Source organism: Thiohalobacter sp. COW1, from assembly GCF_016629505.1.
GTDB classification, from domain to species: Bacteria; Pseudomonadota; Gammaproteobacteria; order Thiohalobacterales; family Thiohalobacteraceae; genus Thiohalobacter; species Thiohalobacter thiocyanaticus_A.
Genome location: NZ_AP024239.1, coordinates 2,832,876 through 2,849,452 on the forward strand (window position 1 = coordinate 2,832,876; position 16,577 = coordinate 2,849,452).

General features: G+C 66.7%; 18 protein-coding genes. 6 read left to right on the forward strand and 12 right to left on the reverse strand.

Annotation, left to right across the window (positions count from 1 at the left end; all coding sequences use genetic code 11):
• Nucleotides 1-18 precede the first annotated feature (18 nt).
• A complete protein-coding gene (locus tag COW1_RS13330) occupies nucleotides 19-639 on the forward strand; it encodes a hypothetical protein (RefSeq protein WP_096363615.1) in 621 nt (206 codons plus the stop codon).
• Nucleotides 640-794: 155 nt separating this feature from the next.
• Here COW1_RS13330 and COW1_RS13335 read toward each other — a convergent pair whose 3' ends face one another.
• The 5 genes from COW1_RS13335 to COW1_RS13355 form a co-directional block, all read right to left on the reverse strand.
• Nucleotides 795-2,060, reverse strand: coding sequence for a malic enzyme-like NAD(P)-binding protein (locus COW1_RS13335; RefSeq protein ID WP_201344471.1), 1,266 nt, complete (start codon nucleotides 2,058-2,060; stop codon nucleotides 795-797).
• 173 nt (nucleotides 2,061-2,233) lie between these two features.
• Entirely contained in the window at nucleotides 2,234-3,706 is a 1,473-nt protein-coding gene (locus COW1_RS13340; protein WP_201344472.1) for a M48 family metalloprotease, read from the reverse strand.
• A gap of 4 nt (nucleotides 3,707-3,710) precedes the next feature.
• Nucleotides 3,711-4,514, reverse strand: coding sequence for a thermonuclease family protein (locus tag COW1_RS13345; protein WP_201344473.1), 804 nt, complete (start codon nucleotides 4,512-4,514; stop codon nucleotides 3,711-3,713).
• Nucleotides 4,515-4,567: 53 nt separating this feature from the next.
• Nucleotides 4,568-4,771, reverse strand: a complete 204-nt coding sequence (rpmE, locus tag COW1_RS13350; protein ID WP_157745191.1) for a 50S ribosomal protein L31 — start codon at nucleotides 4,769-4,771, stop codon at nucleotides 4,568-4,570.
• A gap of 76 nt (nucleotides 4,772-4,847) precedes the next feature.
• Entirely contained in the window at nucleotides 4,848-5,198 is a 351-nt protein-coding gene (locus COW1_RS13355) for a DUF3135 domain-containing protein (RefSeq protein ID WP_157745189.1), read from the reverse strand.
• Nucleotides 5,199-5,459: 261 nt separating this feature from the next.
• Here COW1_RS13355 and rimO point away from each other — a divergent pair, with 261 nt between their 5' ends.
• Nucleotides 5,460-6,773 carry a 30S ribosomal protein S12 methylthiotransferase RimO gene (rimO, locus tag COW1_RS13360; RefSeq protein WP_201344474.1) on the forward strand — a complete coding sequence of 438 codons (1,314 nt, stop codon included), beginning with the start codon at nucleotides 5,460-5,462 and terminating at the stop codon, nucleotides 6,771-6,773.
• A gap of 135 nt (nucleotides 6,774-6,908) precedes the next feature.
• Here rimO and COW1_RS13365 read toward each other — a convergent pair whose 3' ends face one another.
• From COW1_RS13365 to COW1_RS13395, 7 genes are all read right to left on the reverse strand, one after another.
• Nucleotides 6,909-7,166 (reverse strand): Rho-binding antiterminator, encoded by a 258-nt coding sequence (locus tag COW1_RS13365; protein WP_201344475.1) that lies wholly within the window; start codon nucleotides 7,164-7,166, stop codon nucleotides 6,909-6,911.
• Nucleotides 7,159-7,359 (reverse strand): CPXCG motif-containing cysteine-rich protein, encoded by a 201-nt coding sequence (locus tag COW1_RS13370; protein WP_242466438.1) that lies wholly within the window; start codon nucleotides 7,357-7,359, stop codon nucleotides 7,159-7,161. The genes COW1_RS13365 and COW1_RS13370 overlap by 8 nt, the downstream gene beginning before the upstream one ends.
• Nucleotides 7,346-8,512 carry a radical SAM family heme chaperone HemW gene (gene hemW, locus COW1_RS13375; RefSeq protein ID WP_201344476.1) on the reverse strand — a complete coding sequence of 389 codons (1,167 nt, stop codon included), beginning with the start codon at nucleotides 8,510-8,512 and terminating at the stop codon, nucleotides 7,346-7,348. The genes COW1_RS13370 and hemW overlap by 14 nt, the downstream gene beginning before the upstream one ends.
• A gap of 199 nt (nucleotides 8,513-8,711) precedes the next feature.
• Complete coding sequence (gene rdgB / locus COW1_RS13380) at nucleotides 8,712-9,311, reverse strand: RdgB/HAM1 family non-canonical purine NTP pyrophosphatase (protein WP_201344477.1); 600 nt, start codon at nucleotides 9,309-9,311, stop codon at nucleotides 8,712-8,714.
• Entirely contained in the window at nucleotides 9,308-10,027 is a 720-nt protein-coding gene (gene rph / locus COW1_RS13385; protein ID WP_201344478.1) for a ribonuclease PH, read from the reverse strand. The genes rdgB and rph overlap by 4 nt, the downstream gene beginning before the upstream one ends.
• Nucleotides 10,028-10,077: 50 nt before the next feature.
• Nucleotides 10,078-10,986, reverse strand: a complete 909-nt coding sequence (locus COW1_RS13390; protein WP_096363593.1) for a PP2C family serine/threonine-protein phosphatase — start codon at nucleotides 10,984-10,986, stop codon at nucleotides 10,078-10,080.
• 18 nt (nucleotides 10,987-11,004) lie between these two features.
• Nucleotides 11,005-11,958: a serine/threonine-protein kinase gene (locus tag COW1_RS13395; RefSeq protein ID WP_231971534.1), complete on the reverse strand. Its 954-nt coding sequence runs from the start codon at nucleotides 11,956-11,958 to the stop codon at nucleotides 11,005-11,007.
• A 152-nt stretch (nucleotides 11,959-12,110) separates the two neighbouring features.
• On the opposite strand from COW1_RS13395, the gene COW1_RS13400 reads away from it, so the two are divergent.
• The 4 genes from COW1_RS13400 (at nucleotide 12,111) to spoT (ending at nucleotide 16,535) form a co-directional block, all read left to right on the forward strand.
• Entirely contained in the window at nucleotides 12,111-12,977 is an 867-nt protein-coding gene (locus COW1_RS13400) for a YicC/YloC family endoribonuclease (RefSeq protein WP_096363591.1), read from the forward strand.
• A 312-nt stretch (nucleotides 12,978-13,289) separates the two neighbouring features.
• A complete protein-coding gene (gene gmk / locus COW1_RS13405; protein ID WP_201344479.1) occupies nucleotides 13,290-13,913 on the forward strand; it encodes a guanylate kinase in 624 nt (207 codons plus the stop codon).
• Nucleotides 13,914-13,965: 52 nt separating this feature from the next.
• Nucleotides 13,966-14,235: a DNA-directed RNA polymerase subunit omega gene (gene rpoZ, locus COW1_RS13410; RefSeq protein WP_201344480.1), complete on the forward strand. Its 270-nt coding sequence runs from the start codon at nucleotides 13,966-13,968 to the stop codon at nucleotides 14,233-14,235.
• A 116-nt stretch (nucleotides 14,236-14,351) separates the two neighbouring features.
• Complete coding sequence (spoT, locus tag COW1_RS13415; RefSeq protein WP_201344481.1) at nucleotides 14,352-16,535, forward strand: bifunctional GTP diphosphokinase/guanosine-3',5'-bis pyrophosphate 3'-pyrophosphohydrolase; 2,184 nt, start codon at nucleotides 14,352-14,354, stop codon at nucleotides 16,533-16,535.
• Nucleotides 16,536-16,577 lie beyond the last annotated feature (42 nt).

Below are 16,577 nucleotides of genomic sequence, written 5' to 3' on the forward strand. Positions count from 1 at the left end.
CACAGGGGGGAGCACGGGATGCGACACTCGACCCGCGATCAACAGATGCGCCAGCGCATCGCCCAGGAAGCGGCGCGCCTGATCGCCACCGAAGGGGTGCGCGATTATGGCGCCGCCAAGCGCAAGGCGGCCGAGCGCCTGGGCGCGCCCGATACCCGCAACATGCCGCGCAACACCGAGATCGAGGCCGAACTGGTGAGCTACCAGTCGCTGTTCCAGCGTGACGAACAGCCGCTGCACCTGCAGGCCCTGCGCCGCGCCGCGGTGCAGGCGATGAGCTTTTTCGCCCGCTTTCGTCCGCGGCTGACCGGCTCGGTGCTGAGTGGCACCGCCGACAAGCACTCGGACGTCAATCTGCATCTGTTCGCGGCCACCCCCGAGGAGGTGTTCCTCTACCTGATGGAGAACCAGCTGCCGTTCGAAGAGGGGCAGCGCCGGTTCCGCTTCGGCCGCGACGAGCAGCATACCGTGCCGGTGGTGCGGTTCATGGCCGGCGAGGTGCCGATCGAGGCGGCGATCTTCCCGGAAGAGGGTATCCGCCAGCCGCCGCGCTCGCCCATCGACAGCCGGCCGATGGAACGCGCCGGGCTGGCGCGGGTGGAGGCGCTGCTGGAGGAGTCCGAGCCGGTCGAGTCCTGATCCATCAGGCTTCGCGGTATCCGGGTGTGCAGGTCGGGTTAGCCCGCAGGGCGTAATCCGACCTTGCCCGCGCCTGGGTCGGGTTACGCTGCGCTGACCCGACCTGCAGCTGACCTGTTCAAACCAATGTGAGTTCGGATCAGGCCTGCGACAGCTCAGGTCACGCCGATCTTCGGCGGCTCGGGATAATGTGAGGGATAGGGCTCGCGCGCCGCGCCGGAGTCGACCGCGGCACGGGCGATGGCCGGCGGGACGAAGTCGATCAGGCGCGGGTCCAGTGGTTTGGGGATGATGTAGTCCGGTCCGAATTCCAGCCGGTCCAGGTTGTAGGCCTTGAGCACATCGGGGTGCACCGGCTCGCGCGTCAGGGCGCACAATGCCGCCACGGCAGCGATCTTCATCTGCTGGTTGATCTCGCGCGCATGCACGTCCAGCGTGCCACGGAAGATGAACGGGAAGCCCAGTACATTGTTCACCTGGTTGGGGTAGTCGCTGCGCCCGGTGGCCATGATCATGTCGTCGCGCACCTCGAGGGCGACCTCAGGCCGGATCTCGGGGTCGGGATTGGACAGGGCGAACACGATCGGCCGCGCGGCCATGCTGGCCAGCATCTCCGGGCTCAGGATATCCGGCCCCGATACCCCGATGAACACATCGGCGCCCTGCATGGCGTCGGCCAGACTGCGCCTGTCGGTCTCCACTGCATAGGCCTGCTTGTAGGGGTTGAGATCCTCGCGGCCGCTGTGAATGACGCCCTGGCGGTCAACCAGCAGGATGCGCTTGCGGTCGGCGCCCAGTGCCAGCAGCAGGTCCATGGAGGCGATGCCGGCCGCGCCGGCGCCGACGCAGACGATATCGGCTTCGGGCAGCGACTTGCCCTGAATCTCCAGCGCGTTGAGCAGGCCGGCGGCGATGATGATGGCGGTGCCGTGCTGGTCGTCGTGGAAGACCGGGATATTGAGCCGCTCGATCAGGGTGCGCTCGATCTCGAAGCAGCGCGGCGCGGCGATGTCCTCCAGGTTGATGCCGCCGAAGGTCGGGGCGATGCGGGCGACAGTGTCGATGAAGTCGTCCGCGGCCGGCGCGTCGACCTCGATGTCGAACACGTCGATGTTGGCGAAGCGCTTGAACAGCACCCCCTTGCCCTCCATCACCGGCTTGCCGGCCAGCGGCCCTACATTGCCCAGTCCCAGTACCGCGGTGCCGTCGGTGATCACCGCCACCAGGTTGCCTTTGGCGGTGTAGCGGAAGGCGGTGTGCGGATCGCGCGCGATCTCGCGCACCGGCTCGGCCACGCCCGGGGTGTAGGCCAGGGCCAGGTCATCCTGGCTGTTGCAGGGCTTGGTGACCTCGATGGCGATTTTTCCGGGCCGGGGCTCGGCGTGATAGGCCAGGGCGCGTTCTCTGTAGTCGCGGGACATCCGGTTCGGTCCTTTGTTTTGGCGGGTGCGTTCGGGGTTGGGCAATGGTAACGCAAAGGGCACAAAGGCGCAGAGTCGCAGAGAGAATGGAAAGCTGGCCTTAATTCTTCCTGGCGCCTCTGCACCCAGAGGGCAGTAACGCCTTTGTGTCCTCCGCGTTACTGCCGCGCAGTTCACGGCACGGTCTTGACCAGGCTGCCGGGCGCGGGCTCGCCGTCGGGGTAGAGGTCGTTCAGCAGTCGCAGCTGCGCCTCGGGGTGATTGGGAATGCTGGAGTCACGGGCCAGGTCAGCCATGCGGGTGCTGTTCCCGGCGCGGATGACCCGGATGCGCAGGGCGCGGGCCAGTTTGCGTTCGGTCTCGGTCAGAGGGTGGAAGCTGCGCGCGGTTTCCAGTACCAGACGGTCGTAGCGGAAGGGGTCGCCGCTGGTGTCGGCCGCGCCGGCGAACAGCAGCGCCTTGTCGTTGCGGTACAGCACCACGTGGCGCACCGGCAGCCGGCCTTTGGTCGTATCCTGGCGGGCGATGGCGGTGTAGCCCTGCATGCCCTGGTGCGTGATCGCCTCGCCGTGTTCCAGGTTCGCCAGCTTCAGGCGCTGGAGCAGGAAGTCCCGCGGCGGGATGCGCTTGTTCAGGTCGGCCATGGTGAACTGGATCATGCCGTCACCGCTGCGGGTGGTGGCGACCACGCGATCGGGCAGGTTCTCGACCTTCCAGCCCGACGGAAAGCTGATGGCCAGGTCCAGCGGGGCGTGATAGAAGCGGTTGCCGCGGCGGATGCCCTCGGCCTCGCTGTCACCGAAGACCAGCCCGTCGCTGCGCTGCAGGAAGGCGTCGCGCTCGATGCGGCCGCCGTTGCGGGTGTGCGCCTCGGCGGCATGCACCACCTCCTGCAGCCGCTGGTCGTTGCTGGGATGGGTGGAGAACAGGCCGTGGTAGACGCGCGGTTCGCGGCCCTCCTCCTCGGCCAGCCGGATCTCGAACTGTTCCTGGTCCTTGAGTACCTCGATGACCCCCAGCATGGCGCCGGGGGCGTAGCCGGTCCGGGCCAGGTACTCGGCGCCCAGGCGGTCGGCTTCCAGTTCATGCTCGCGGCCGTAGCCGCGCACCAGGGCGGTGCCGGCGATGTTGGCCAGGTCCCCGGCGCCCTGCACGCCGGTACTGCCGGCGATCACCGTGGCCAGGATCCCGGTGACGGTGGCCGCGCTGTGCTGGCGCACCGTGTGGCGGGCGGTGACATGGCCGATCTCGTGGCCCAGCACCGCCGCCAGTTCGGCCTCGGAGTTGAGGTAGGCCAGCAGGCCGCGGGTGATGTAGATATAGCCGCCGGGCAGGGCGAAGGCGTTCACGTCCGGGCTGTCGAGCACGGTGAAGCGGTAGACGAGATCGGGCCGGTGGCTCTGGGTGGCCAGCCGCTCGCCGACGCGCTGTACATAGGCCTGCAGTTCGGGGTCCTCATACCGGCCCATCTGCTCCAGGATCTGGGGATTCAGTTCCCGCCCCAGGGCGATTTCACGCTCCTCGGACATGAGCACCAGATCCTTGTCGCCGGTGACCGGGTTGGTGGCGCAGCCGGCGAGCAGGGTCGGTCCGGCCAGCAGAAGCGTCAGGATCAGCAGGGGCAGTCGCGGCAGCAGTGTCAGCATGATCTCAGTCCGGTGCGTGTTCATTCCTGCCCGGGGGCGGGCCGAGGACGGTCAGCATCAGCGGGTGGCGGATCTGCAGCCGCAGCTGGCCGCGGCGCTGATAGATCCAGCCGCTGGCCTCGATCTCGCGGCCGGGCAATGCCTTCCAGTCCAGCCCTCCGAACGCCTTCAGGTCGGTCCGGGCGATACGCAGGGCGACATTGCCCTGCAGGTTGATCCACCGATTATACTGCCCGTCGCTCACATGGGTGACCCGGCCGCGGATAAACCGGAAACCTTCGGTGGAGATCGGCAGGTCGGCGGCCGGCCGGGGGCGGAAGTCGGGCCGGCGCCACAGCCCCTTGCCGGCGCTGCGGGCCCGGGCCGCGGTGGCGTGATAGCAGGTGGCCTGCCAGGTGTTCGGCGGGACGGTCAGGGCGAAGCCCTGGCCCTGTTCGAGCATGAGCGCGGTCAGATTGCGGCCGTCATCGAGGAAGGCGTGGGCCAGCAGTCGGCCGTAGCGGTCCTCGCGTTCGCGCCCGAGGCGCAGACCGAGTTGATTGCGGTTGAGAAAGACCAGCCGGCGCAGGACATCCCGCGCCGCCAGGGCGCCGGGCTCGTGGGGGGCGCCGTCGTGGCCCAGTTCGGGCGCATTGATGCCGATCAGGCGCAGCCGCCGGCCGTCCTGCAGGGCCAGGGTGTCGCCGTCCAGTGTCTGGCTGACCCGCACCCGCTCGTCGATGCGTTCGGTCAGGCAACCGTCGGTGCCGGTGGCCGGGGCGGCGGGCGCCGTCAGCAGGCCGAACGCAACGAGGGCGCAGCCGGTCACCCGGCGCGCCCTCGCTGTCAGTGATCCAACCCGTGGCAGCACGGGTTGAAGCCTTATTTCATGCCGTACTTGCGACGGAACCGGTCCAGACGGCCACCGGTGTCCAGGATCTTCTGCTTGCCGGTGTAGAAGGGGTGGCAGCTGGAGCAGACCTCGACGCTGAGGTCGCGGCCCACGGTCGAGCGGGTCTGGAAACTGTTGCCGCAACTGCAGGTCACGGTTATCACGTTGTATTCGGGATGGATTTCCGCTTTCATTTCTGGGTCCTCGGCGATACCGCGCCACCGTCTGGGTGGCGGAAAGGCCGGCAATGATACGGAAATCGGACCGGGCTCACAAGCCCTTTGCGTCGCGGCGGGCGAAGTTCACCACATTGCCCGGGCGCGCCGGCAGCCCCTGGCGCGGATCCCGGTTGAGACTCTCCAGCAGCCCGCCCCGGCCATAGACCGAGTCCCACATCAGGTTGTGCATGCGGATGCAGGCCGCCAGCGGGGTGCCTGAAGTGCGCCGGACCTGGTCCAGCTTCCACTGCAGACGCCGCAGCCGGGCCTGGGTGCGGACGGGGGCCTGGCGGATCGCGGCCTCGATGGCCTGGGTGCGGCGGGCCTCGAAGCCCTCGGGGTCACGGCTGGCCAGTTCGGACCAGCGGTCGAAGTCGAAAGTGGAGTGATGCGCCTGTTGCATGGGCCTTCTCCCGTTCAGCGCCGCCCGGGCGGCGTTATTTATTGTTCTGTGATTGACTCTAGCACGCGGGGTAGGGGATGTCATGCTTTTGGCGCCTGGAATATGACGGATTTCAAATCATCGATTTCAACCTGTTGTTTTTGATCTGAAAGTGCTTTTGACGCATGCGCTCGTCAGCGGCGGGCATTCCCGGCCGGCAGGTTTTGGCCTATGATGCCGAGCCCCGGCCACGCGCCGCTTCCCGCTTCGGCAGCGAGTTCCATGTCCCGTACCCCCAATATCGGCTTCGTCAGTCTGGGCTGCCCCAAGGCCCTGGTCGACTCCGAGCGCATCCTCACCCAGCTCCGGGCCGAGGGCTATGGCATCGTCCCGGACTATGCCGGGGCCGACCTGGTGGTGGTCAACACCTGCGGCTTCATCGACGCCGCCGAGGCCGAGTCGCTGGAGGCCATCGGCGAGGCCGTGGCCGACAACGGCCGGGTGATCGTGACCGGCTGTCTGGGCGGCAAGGCCGGCAAGATCCGTGAACTCCATCCGGCGGTGCTGGCCGTGACCGGTCCGCATGCCTACGAAGAGGTCATGGCCAGGGTGCATGAACACCTGCCGCCGCCGGCCGAGCCCTACACCCAGCTGCTGCCGCCGGGCGGGCTCAAGCTCACCCCGCGCCACTACGCCTATCTCAAGATCAGCGAGGGCTGCAATCATCACTGCAGCTTCTGCATCATCCCCAGCCTGCGCGGGGATCTGGACAGCCGCCCGGCCGGCGAGGTGCTGACCGAGGCCGAGAACCTGGTCAGCGCCGGGGTGCGGGAACTGCTGGTGGTATCCCAGGACACCAGTGCCTATGGCGTGGATAAAAGATATCCCATGAGTTTCTGGGGCGGGCGGCCGGTGAAGACCCGCCTGACCGAGCTGGCGCGCGAGCTGGGCCGGCTGGATGCCTGGGTGCGGTTGCACTACATCTATCCCTACCCGCATGTGGACGAGCTGATCCCGCTCATGGCCGAAGGGCTGATCCTGCCCTACCTGGACATCCCGCTGCAGCACGCCAGCCTGCCGGTGCTCAAGGCGATGAAGCGTCCGGCGGCGACCGACAACACCCTGAAACGCATCGAGGCCTGGCGTCGCGACTGCCCCGACATCACCCTGCGCAGCACCTTCATTGTCGGCTTCCCCGGCGAGACCGGGGCGCAGTTCGAGGAACTGCTGGACTTCCTGCGCGCCGCCCAGCTGGACCGGGTGGGCGCCTTCGCCTATTCACCCGTCGAGGGTGCGGCCGCCAACGCCCTGCCCGATCCGGTGCCGGAAGCCGTCAAACAGGAACGCCTGGCCCGCTTCATGGAGGTGCAGGGCGGGATCAGCGCCGCCCGCCTGCAGGCGAAGATCGGCCGCGAGCTGCGGGTGCTGGTGGATGAGGTGGATGCAGAGGGCGCGATTGCCCGCAGCGCGGCCGACGCCCCCGAGATCGACGGCCTGGTGTTCGTCGATACCACCGAGGCGCGGCCGGGTGAGTTCCTGGATGTGCGCATTACCGATGCCGGTGAGCACGACCTGTGGGCGGAGCCGGTGGGGTGACGGATCTCAAGATAAAGAGCGCCACGGAATACACGGACATAATACTATCAGTCTGCTGCCCTGGCGCTGCGCGCCGGGCAGCAGAACATGCGTTGCATGCATGCAATCTTCCGTGTATTCCGTGGCGCTCTTTGTTCAGTTCTCTTCCTCCCGCCGCTGCGCCTCGCGGATGCGGTCCAGGCGGATCTCGATGCGCTCGCCGTCACCGCGCTCGGCGATCAGATATTCGGCGTGGTCGCGGGTCTGCAGGTCGCGCGGACGCAGCAACTCGATGTGATCGAGCCCGGAGTTGTCCTGCCAGGTGACCTGCAGGCGCCAGCCGCGCAGGATAGCGAGTTCAAAGTTGCTGTAGAGGCCGCAGTCGATGGGCGTGTAGTGGTCGCCGTTACTCATCGTCACGATGCAGCGTGAGGCTGTAACTCTCGTCCAGCGGATCCACTTGCAGGCGGTGCTCGATGGGCTGGCAGCACACCGGGCAGTCTTCTATGAAGCGTGCGGAGCCGGCGGACAGGTCAAGCGTAACCTCGATCGGCTCTCCGCAGTAGGGGCAGATGTCGGCGTGCTGTTGCAGGTCAGAGCGCGTCATCGGGAAGCATGTCCGCTAACACATCATTGAGAAATCTGTAACCCGTTGGGGTGGCCCGGATATGCGTGTCCAGTTCCAGCAGCCCGCGTTCGATCAGTGGGTCGAGCGCGGGCGCCAGGTCGGCGAAGGCCAGGCCGGTGCGTGCCGTATAAAGCTCCGGCGTGAACCCCTCATGCAAGCGTAGCGCATTGAGCAGGAATTCAAACCGCGCGTCGGCCGCGCCCAGTGTCTGGCTGCCGCCGATGCCGGCGGCGGTTCCGGCATGGGCGAGATAGTCGCGCGGGTGTTTGCATTTCCACCGCCTCAGGATGCGCTGTTCGGCGGCGAGCGTCAGCTTGCCGTGGGCGCCGGCACCGATGCCCAGATAATCCCCGAAATGCCAGTAGTTCAGATTGTGCCGGCACAGGTGGCCGCTGCGGGCAAAGGCCGAGACCTCGTATTGAGTATAGCCTCTGCTGGCGAGGCGCCCCCGGCCTGCCTCCTGGATATCCCCCAAAGTGTCATCATCCGGCAGCCGGGGCGGATGGCTGTAGAACCAGGTATTGGGCTCCAGCGTGAGCTGGTACCAGGACAGGTGGGACGGTTCGAGATCCAGCGCCGTGTTCAGATCGGCCAGGGCCTGGTCCGGGCGCTGGTCCGGCAGCCCGAACATGAGGTCGAGGTTGAAATTGTCGAAACCGGCCGCGTGCGCGGCCTCGGCGGCACGGATGGCCTCACGCCGACCGTGGATGCGGCCGAGTTTCTGCAGCTGGTCATCGTCGAAACTCTGGATGCCGATGGACAGTCGATTGATGCCGGCGGCGCGAAAGTCGGCGAAGCGCTGCTGTTCCACCGTGCCGGGGTTGGCCTCCAGGGTGACCTCCAGGTCCGGTTTCAGCGGCAGCCGGCCGCGCAGTTCCGACAGCAGCCGTGCAATGGCCTCGGCGCTGAACAGGCTGGGCGTGCCGCCGCCGATGAAGATGCTCTCCACCGTCCGGCCCCAGACCATGGGCAGGTCCTGGTCCAGATCGCGGATCAGGGCGGCGATGTAGTCGCGCTCGGGCAGCTCGTCACGCAATTCGTGCGAGTTGAAATCGCAGTAGGGACACTTGCGCACACACCAGGGGATATGCACATAGAGCGCGAGCGGCGGCGGGGCGGTGAAATTGAACATGGTGTAGTGTCGGTAACAACTGCACTAACGCAGAGACGCAAAGGCACAAAGTATATTGAGTATAGGGCTGAACACCTTTCGCTGCTGACAAATGATGCAGCCCTGGCTTTTCCGATGCCGCGGGCGCGCAGCGCCGCGGCAACGCATACCCGGATTTACTTTGCGCCTCTGCGTCTCTGCGTTTAGGTGTTTGTGCCGATCAGGCCCGCAATGCTTCCAGCAGCCGCCGCAGGGCCTGGCCGCGGTGGCTGATGGCGTTCTTCTCTGCCGGCGCCAGTTCGGCGGCACTGCAGTCGTGGGTGGGAACGTAGAACAGCGGGTCATAGCCGAAACCGTTCTCGCCCTGCGGGGCGTGCAGGATACGGCCCTCCCAGGTGCCCTGGCAGATCAGGGGGGTGGGGTCGGCCGCGTGGCGCAGGTACACCAGCAGGCACTGGAAGCGGGCGCCGCGTTGATGCTCGGGCGTGTCCTGCAGGGCCGCGAGCAGCTTGTCGCAGTTGTCCGCGTCGCTGGCGCCGGGGCCGGCATAGCGGGCCGAGTAGATGCCGGGGGCGTCGTTGAGGGCGTCGACCTCGATGCCGGAGTCGTCGGCGATGGCCGGCAGACCGGTATGCTCGGCGGCGTTGCGCGCCTTGAGGAGGGCGTTCTCGACGAAGGTCAGCCCGGTCTCGTCGGCCTCGGGGACGCCGAATTCGGACTGCGGCAGCACCTCGATGCCCAGCCCTTCCAGCAGGGCGTTGATCTCGCGCACCTTGCCCGGGTTGCCGCTGGCCAGCACCACGCGTTTCATTCCGCTCATGCCGTGCCCAGGGCCGCTTTCTGGGCCTCGATCAGGCGGAAGATGCCGCCCTCGGCCAGGTCCAGCATACGCATGAGTTCGTCGCGGCTGAAGGGATGGCCCTCGGCCGTGCCCTGCACCTCGATGAAGTTGCCCTGGTCGTCCATCACCACATTCATGTCGGTCTCGGCGTTGCAGTCCTCGGCATAGTCCAGGTCCAGTACCGGGGTGCCCTGGTAGACGCCGACCGAGACCGAGGCCACCAGGCCGGTGAGCGGGCTCTGCTTCAGTTCGCCGCGATCGAGCAGGTGCTGGATGGCGTCCGCCAGGGCCACATAGCCGCCGGTGATGCTGGCGGTGCGGGTGCCGCCGTCGGCCTGCAGTACGTCGCAGTCGAGGGTCAGGGTGCGTTCGCCCAGCTGCTTCATGTCCACTACGGCCCGCAGCGAACGGCCGATCAGGCGCTGGATCTCCAGCGTGCGCCCGCCCTGTTTGCCGCGGGCGGCCTCACGGCCCATGCGGGAATGGGTCGAGCGCGGCAGCATGCCGTATTCGGCCGTGACCCAGCCCTGGCCCTGGCCGCGCAGCCAGGGCGGTACGCGGGGCTCCAGGCTGGCGTTGCACAGCACCCGGGTGTTGCCGAACTCCACCAGCACCGAGCCCTCGGCGTGCATAGTGTAGTTGCGGGTCAGGCGTACAGGGCGCAGTTCGTCGGGCGCGCGGTGGCTGGGGCGCATGGGAAATCCTTGGTTGTCGTGATCGACCGCAGGGCGGGGAAAGCCCGGGATTATACTGACTGCGAGCGGTCCTGGGCAGGGGCGTCGGTGGGGATTTCATCGGCATAATCGGCCATGGCCTGTTCGATGGCGGCGATGGCGCGGTCGAGGCTGGACAGAGACCCGGTATCGTTCCCGTTTCCGGTCCGTTGCCCGCTCTCCGGTGCCGGTTCGCTGCCGCTGTCTGCGCCCTCCCAGCGCAGGGCCACGGCGGTGACATTGTCGCTGTGCGGATAACTGCGTGCCTCGGCGGTGACGGCCAGGGTCTCCAGACAGTCGGCAAGATTCTCGCTGGCGGTCAGTGTCTGCAGCTGCGACGGCTCCAGCGGCGACCAGAGGCCGTCCGAGCACAGCAGCAGCACGTCGCCGGGCTGCAGCCAGGCGGTGGGCCCGAGGGTGGGTTCGGGCACAACGGTGGCATCACCCAGGCAGCGGCTGACCTGGTTGCGCAGCCGGTGACTGCGTGCCTGGCGTTCGCTGAGCAGGCCGGCGTCGATCATGTCGGCGAGCGGGGTGTGGTCCCGGGTCTGGAACGCCACCGTGTCCTGGCGCAGCAGGTACAGGCGGCTGTCACCCACGTGCGCCCAGTGCGCGGTCTCGCCGCTGATCAGGCACACCACGCCGGTGGTCAGCGGCGCGATGGGCGGCCGCTGGGCCTGGCCGACCGCGATGATGGTGCGGTGGGCCGCCGCCAGGGCCTCGGTCAGGAATTCCGCCGGGTCCTGCAGCGGGTCACGCTGGCGGAAGCGGCGGGCCAGACTGTCGACGAAGGCCTGGGCGGCCAGGTCCCCGCGGGCATGACCGCCCATGCCGTCGGCCACGGCCAGCAGGACGCCGTCGCTGTCGGCCAGGACCAGGCTGCGGTCCTGGTTGCTGCTGCGGTTGCCGATCCGGCTGGTCTGTCTGGAGGTGAAGCGCATGGCAGGTACCCTGATCCCTCACCCTTTGGCCCACGGAAGACTGCCGACCAGACGGTCGAAGGTGGATTCCGGCTCCCCGCCTGTCGCCGGCGCCTCCGACTCAGCATAGAAGGCCGGGCGCAGTTGCGCCACGCTCTGCGGCCGCAGTTCGGGATCGACCTCCATGCACCAGTCGATCAACTCCAGCAGGGGGACGGAATAGTCACGGCGGAAACTGGAGGCCGCGCTTTTCAGCGTGTCGCGTTCGTGGCGCTCGCGTGCCGACGGCGGTGGCTTGCCCTCGATGCAGGCGCGCATGGTCGCCCCGAAGGAATAGATATCGGTCCAGGGGCCGACGTAGCCGTTGGACTCGTACTGTTCGATGGGGGAGAAGCCCGGACTGATGACCTGTCCCGGCTGCGTCTGGCGGCTTTGCGGAAAGCCGTGCACGGCGCCGAAGTCCAGCAGCAGCGGATGGCCGCCGGGACGGATGTGGATGTTGCCCGGCTTGATGTCCAGATGCAGCAGGTCCTGGTGGTGGATCACCTCCAGGCCATCGAGCAGGGGCGGGAAGACGGTGCGCAGGAAGCGCTCGCTCAAACGGCCGCGGCGCCGGGTGAGATAGGTCTGCAGGTTTCTGCCGTCATGGTAGTCCATCACCATGTAGACGGTGCCGTTGGCATTGAAGAAGGTGAAGACGTTGACGATGTTGGGGTGCTTGAGCCGGGCCAGCGCGCCGGCCTCCTGCAGGAACAGCATACGGCCGCGATTGAAGCGATCCGCCTCGGCCTGGCTGCGCGGGGCCACCTGGCCGTCGCGGGCGCGGCGTGCGAGTTTCGAGGGGATGTATTCCTTGATGATCACCTGGGTGCCGCTGTCGGCGTCGCGGGCCAGGTAGACCAGACTGAAGCCGCCGCCGCCCAGGGTTTTCACGATGTGGTAACGATCGAGCCGGGTGCCGGCAGCCAGGGCCTGCGGAGATTTTTTCAGCACCTGTCGGAATCCGTGTCGGTTGGTGGTGTCGGGGCCTGTCAGTGCCGTGCTGGGGTAGTGTTAACCGGCGCTGGGTTAGTAATATGGTTCGGCAGGTCCGCGCCGGACTTGAGGTGCACGCCCTTTGAGTGCTTGAAATACAAGGAGTTGAGATGATTCGGAGCATGACGGCCTTTGCCCGGCAGGAAGCCGGCGGCGACTGGGGCGCACTGGTCTGCGAACTGCGTTCGGTCAACCATCGCTACCTGGAGCTCAGTCTGCGCCTGCCCGAGGAATTGCGTGGGCTGGAGTCCGGCCTGCGCGAGCGTGCCGCGCAGGGCCTGCGGCGCGGCAAGGTCGAGATCAACCTGCGCTACCGTCCGGGGGACGGCGCGGCCGGCGAACTGGCGCTGGATAGCGGATTGCTGGAGCGCCTGGGCGCAACCCTGCAGGCGGTGGCCGCGGGACTGCCCGACCCGGCCCCGGTCAGCCCGCTGGAGGTGCTGCGCTGGCCCGGCGTGGTGCAGGATCGTCAGCCCGACCTGGCCCCGGTGCAGGCGGCCGCGGTTGAACTGTTCGAGCGCGCCCTGGCCGAACTGGTCGAGACGCGTGCCCGCGAGGGCGCTCAGATCCGGGAACTGCTCAGCACCCGGCTGGACGCCATGCAGCCGCTGCTGGCGTCGGCGCGCGAACGCCTGCCGCAGATACGTGAACGCCTCCGGGACAAGCTCAGGGCCCGGGTCGAGGAGTTGGTCGCGTCCCCGGATCCGGAGCGGCTGGAGCAGGAATTGGTCTACCTGTTCCAGAAACTCGACGTGGATGAGGAGCTGGATCGACTCGACGGTCACCTCGACGAGGTGCGCCGGGTGCTGGAGCGCGACGAGCCGGTGGGCAGGCGACTGGACTTCCTGATGCAGGAGCTCAACCGCGAGGCCAACACCCTGGGTTCCAAGTCCGCCGACAGCGAGACGACCAATGTCTCGGTCGAGCTCAAGGTGCTGATCGAGCAGATGCGCGAGCAGGTGCAGAATGTGGAGTGATGTTCTGAACCGCCAGGGCGCCAGGCACGCCAGGAACAGTTTGAGAAACCCCTGATTAATTCGTCATGCCCGCGGAGGCGGGCATCCATGCCCCTGAAACCACTGGATTCCCGCCTTCGCGGGAATGACGGGAAGAGGAATAATCAGAGCTTCCTTAATCAGCATCGCAGGTCGGGTTAGCCCAAAGAGCGTAACCCGACGTACCACCGTGATGTCAGATTGCGCTGCGTTAACCCGGCCTACAGAGCTGATAATGCAAGATTTTTGTAAAATATTAATGTCAACAATTATTTTGTAATAAGGTAGATATTTATGGCACAAGGCAGTCTTTTCATCGTCTCCGCCCCCTCCGGGGCCGGCAAGACCAGTCTGGTGCGGGCCCTGATGGAGCGGATGGACGGTCTGGCCTTCTCGATCTCCCACACCACCCGGGCGATGCGGCCCGGCGAGCAGGACGGGCGCGACTATCACTTCGTCACGGTGGAGGCCTTCGAGGCCATGATCGGGCGCGGCGAGTTTCTCGAACACGCCCGGGTGTTCGACAACTACTACGGCACCGCCCGCAGTGCGGTCGAGGCCCAGCTGGCCCGCGGCGAGGACGTGTTCCTGGACATCGACTGGCAGGGCGCGCGCCAGGTGCGGGAGCAGCTGCCCCAGGCGCAGGGCATCTTCATCCTGCCGCCCAGCCGGGCGGCGCTGGAGTCCCGACTGCAGGGCCGCGGTCAGGACGGACCCGAGGTCATCGCCCGGCGCATGCGCGATGCCGTCAGCGAGGCCGCGCACTATGATGAATACGACTACCTGATCATCAACGACGACTTCGACGCCGCGCTCGGCGAACTGGGCGCCATTGTCACCGCCGCCCGCCTGCGCCGACCGCGCCAGGCCGGCCGCCATGCCGGCATGATCGCCGACCTGCTGGCACCCGCCGGCTGAATTGGGTAGACTTGCCCGCCTCGCAGCAACGATTCTGAGCAGGAAACTCCTTATGGCACGCATCACGGTGGAAGATTGCCTCGATAATGTCGATAACCGCTTCGAGCTGGTCCTGCTGGCCGCCAAGCGGGCCCGCCAGCTGGCGCGCGGCGCCGAGCCCAAACTGGACTGGGAGAATGACAAGCCCACCGTGATGGCCCTGCGCGAGATCGCCGATTCCCTCGTGCTGCCGAGCAATGTCGACTCCCTGGTCAAGCCGCCGGAAGAGCCTGCCGCCGAGGCCGAGGCAGAAGCCGACGCCCTGCCGCCCGAGACTGAATAACCCCGTTCCAGCCTGTTCCGCCCGGCGTTGTGGGGCGGGTCCCCTTTGGCCTATGATCCGAAGGCCGGTCTGCGCCTGCGCGCTTACCGGTGGGTTCGTATGACAGGTGCCTGTGGATGAGTGAGGAGGCGGGGCAGTCGATGGTGGCCAAGGCCAGGGATACCGACAGCGAGCGGTTCCTGATCAGCGATCTGTGCAATCTGCTGGATTCCTACCTGCCCCATGATGCGGTGCAGGAGGTCTACAGTGCCTACCTGTTCGGCGCCGAGGCCCACGAGGGCCAGCACCGGATGTCCGGTGAGCCCTATATCTACCACCCGATCGCCGTGGCCCGGATCCTGGCCGAGATGCACATGGATCACCAGAGCATCGTCGCGGCCATCCTGCACGATGTCATCGAGGACACTCCCACCGCCAAGGAGCAGGTCGAGTCGCGTTTCGGCGCCGAGGTGGCCGAACTGGTCGACGGCGTGAGCAAGCTCACCCAGATCCAGTTCGAGTCCAAGGCCGAGCAGCAGGCCGAGAATTTCCGCAAGATGATGCTGGCCATGGTGCGCGACATCCGCGTCATCCTGATCAAGCTCGCCGACCGCCTGCACAACATGCGCACCCTGGGCGTGATGCGCCCGGACAAGCGCCGCCGCATCGCCCGCGAGACCCTGGAGATCTATGCCCCCATCGCCAACCGGCTGGGCATGAACCAGATGCGCCTGGAACTGGAGGACCTGGGCTTTGCCGCCCTGCATCCGATGCGCTCGCGGGTGCTGGAGGAGGCGGTGCGCCGCGCCCGCGGCAATCGCAAGGAGATCCTCAACAAGATCGAGACCGCCATCAAGCGCCGCCTGCGCCAGGAGCACATCGACGGTGAGATCAAGAGCCGCGAGAAGCACCTCTACAGCCTGTACCGCAAAATGCGCGGCAAGGGCGTGTCCTTTGCCGACGTCTCCGACGTCTACGCCTTCCGCATCATCGTCGACAAGCCCGATACCTGCTACCGGGCGCTGGGCATCGTGCACAATCTCTACAAGCCGGTGCCGGGCAAGTTCAAGGACTACATCGCCATCCCCAAGGCCAACGGCTATCAGTCGCTGCACACGGTGCTGTTCGGGCCCTACGGCGTGCCCATCGAGGTACAGATCCGCACCGAGGACATGGATCGGGTGGCCGAGGCCGGCATTGCCGCGCACTGGCTGTACAAGGCCGGCGAGGGCGGCGCCAACAGCGCCCAGCAGCGCGCGCGCGAGTGGCTGCGCGAACTGCTGGAGATGCAGAAGAACGCCGGCAATTCGCTCGAGTTCCTGGAAAACGTCAAGATCGACCTGTTCCCCGACGAGGTCTATGTGTTCACCCCGCAGGGCGAGATCATGGAACTGCCGCGCGGGGCCACCGCGGTGGACTTCGCCTATGCCGTGCATACCGAGGTCGGCAACACCTGCATCGCCGCCAAGATCGACCGCCATCTCTCGCCGCTGCGTACACCGCTGCTCAATGGTCAGACAGTGGAGATCATCACCGCCCCCGGCGCCCACCCCAACCCGGCCTGGCTGAACTTCGTCATCACCGCCAAGGCCCGCTCCAATATCCGCCATCACCTGAAGAACCTGCGCAGCGAGGAAGCGGTCAACCTGGGCCGGCGGCTGCTGGACAAGGCGTTGGCAAGCCTGGGGACCAGCCTGGGCGAACTGCCGCAGGCGCGCATCGAGGCCTTCCTGAGCGATTGCGGGGCGGAGTCCCTGGAGGCGGTGCTCGACGATATCGGTCTGGGCAACCGCTTTCCCATCCTGGTTGCCCGCCAGCTTGCCGGTCGCAGCGAGGAGGTCGAGGCCGGGGCGTCCGGCGACGCCGCGCAGGTGACCACGCCACTGGCCATCAAGGGCACCGAGGGCATGGTGGTCAGTTATGCCAAGTGCTGCCGCCCCATCCCCGGCGATCCCATTATCGGTTTTGTCAGCGCCGGGCGCGGCATCGTCATTCATGTGGAGAACTGCAAGAACGTTGCCGATTACCGCAATCAGCCGGAGAAATGGATCGACGTCGAGTGGGAGCCCGATGTGGAGGGCGAGTTCCCCGCCGAACTGCGCATCGAGGTGGCCAATCAGCGCGGCGTGCTGGCCACGGTCGCCGCCGTGATCGCCGATATGGGTTCCAATATCGAGAATGTCGGCATCGAGGAGCGCGACGGCATGAATACCACCATGGTATTCACCATTACTGTCAAGAACCGCCGGCATCTGGCCAGCGTGATGCGCCGTATCCGCCACATCAAGCTGGTGCTGCGGCTGTCGCGCGGCCGGGGCTGATGGTGGACGGTCAGTCCGTCATTGCGAGCGAAGCGCGGCAAT

Coding starts and splice junctions, on each gene's coding strand:
- COW1_RS13330 (WP_096363615.1), top strand. CDS start 19: ATGCGACACTCGACCCGCGATCAACAGATGCGCCAGCGCATCGCCCAG.
- COW1_RS13335 (WP_201344471.1), bottom strand. CDS start 2,060: ATGTCCCGCGACTACAGAGAACGCGCCCTGGCCTATCACGCCGAGCCC.
- COW1_RS13340 (WP_201344472.1), bottom strand. CDS start 3,706: ATGCTGACACTGCTGCCGCGACTGCCCCTGCTGATCCTGACGCTTCTG.
- rpmE (WP_157745191.1), bottom strand. CDS start 4,771: ATGAAAGCGGAAATCCATCCCGAATACAACGTGATAACCGTGACCTGC.
- COW1_RS13355 (WP_157745189.1), bottom strand. CDS start 5,198: ATGCAACAGGCGCATCACTCCACTTTCGACTTCGACCGCTGGTCCGAA.
- rimO (WP_201344474.1), top strand. CDS start 5,460: ATGTCCCGTACCCCCAATATCGGCTTCGTCAGTCTGGGCTGCCCCAAG.
- COW1_RS13365 (WP_201344475.1), bottom strand. CDS start 7,166: ATGAGTAACGGCGACCACTACACGCCCATCGACTGCGGCCTCTACAGC.
- COW1_RS13370 (WP_242466438.1), bottom strand. CDS start 7,359: ATGACGCGCTCTGACCTGCAACAGCACGCCGACATCTGCCCCTACTGC.
- hemW (WP_201344476.1), bottom strand. CDS start 8,512: ATGTTCAATTTCACCGCCCCGCCGCCGCTCGCGCTCTATGTGCATATC.
- rdgB (WP_201344477.1), bottom strand. CDS start 9,311: ATGAGCGGAATGAAACGCGTGGTGCTGGCCAGCGGCAACCCGGGCAAG.
- rph (WP_201344478.1), bottom strand. CDS start 10,027: ATGCGCCCCAGCCACCGCGCGCCCGACGAACTGCGCCCTGTACGCCTG.
- COW1_RS13390 (WP_096363593.1), bottom strand. CDS start 10,986: ATGCGCTTCACCTCCAGACAGACCAGCCGGATCGGCAACCGCAGCAGC.
- COW1_RS13400 (WP_096363591.1), top strand. CDS start 12,111: ATGATTCGGAGCATGACGGCCTTTGCCCGGCAGGAAGCCGGCGGCGAC.
- gmk (WP_201344479.1), top strand. CDS start 13,290: ATGGCACAAGGCAGTCTTTTCATCGTCTCCGCCCCCTCCGGGGCCGGC.
- rpoZ (WP_201344480.1), top strand. CDS start 13,966: ATGGCACGCATCACGGTGGAAGATTGCCTCGATAATGTCGATAACCGC.
- spoT (WP_201344481.1), top strand. CDS start 14,352: ATGAGTGAGGAGGCGGGGCAGTCGATGGTGGCCAAGGCCAGGGATACC.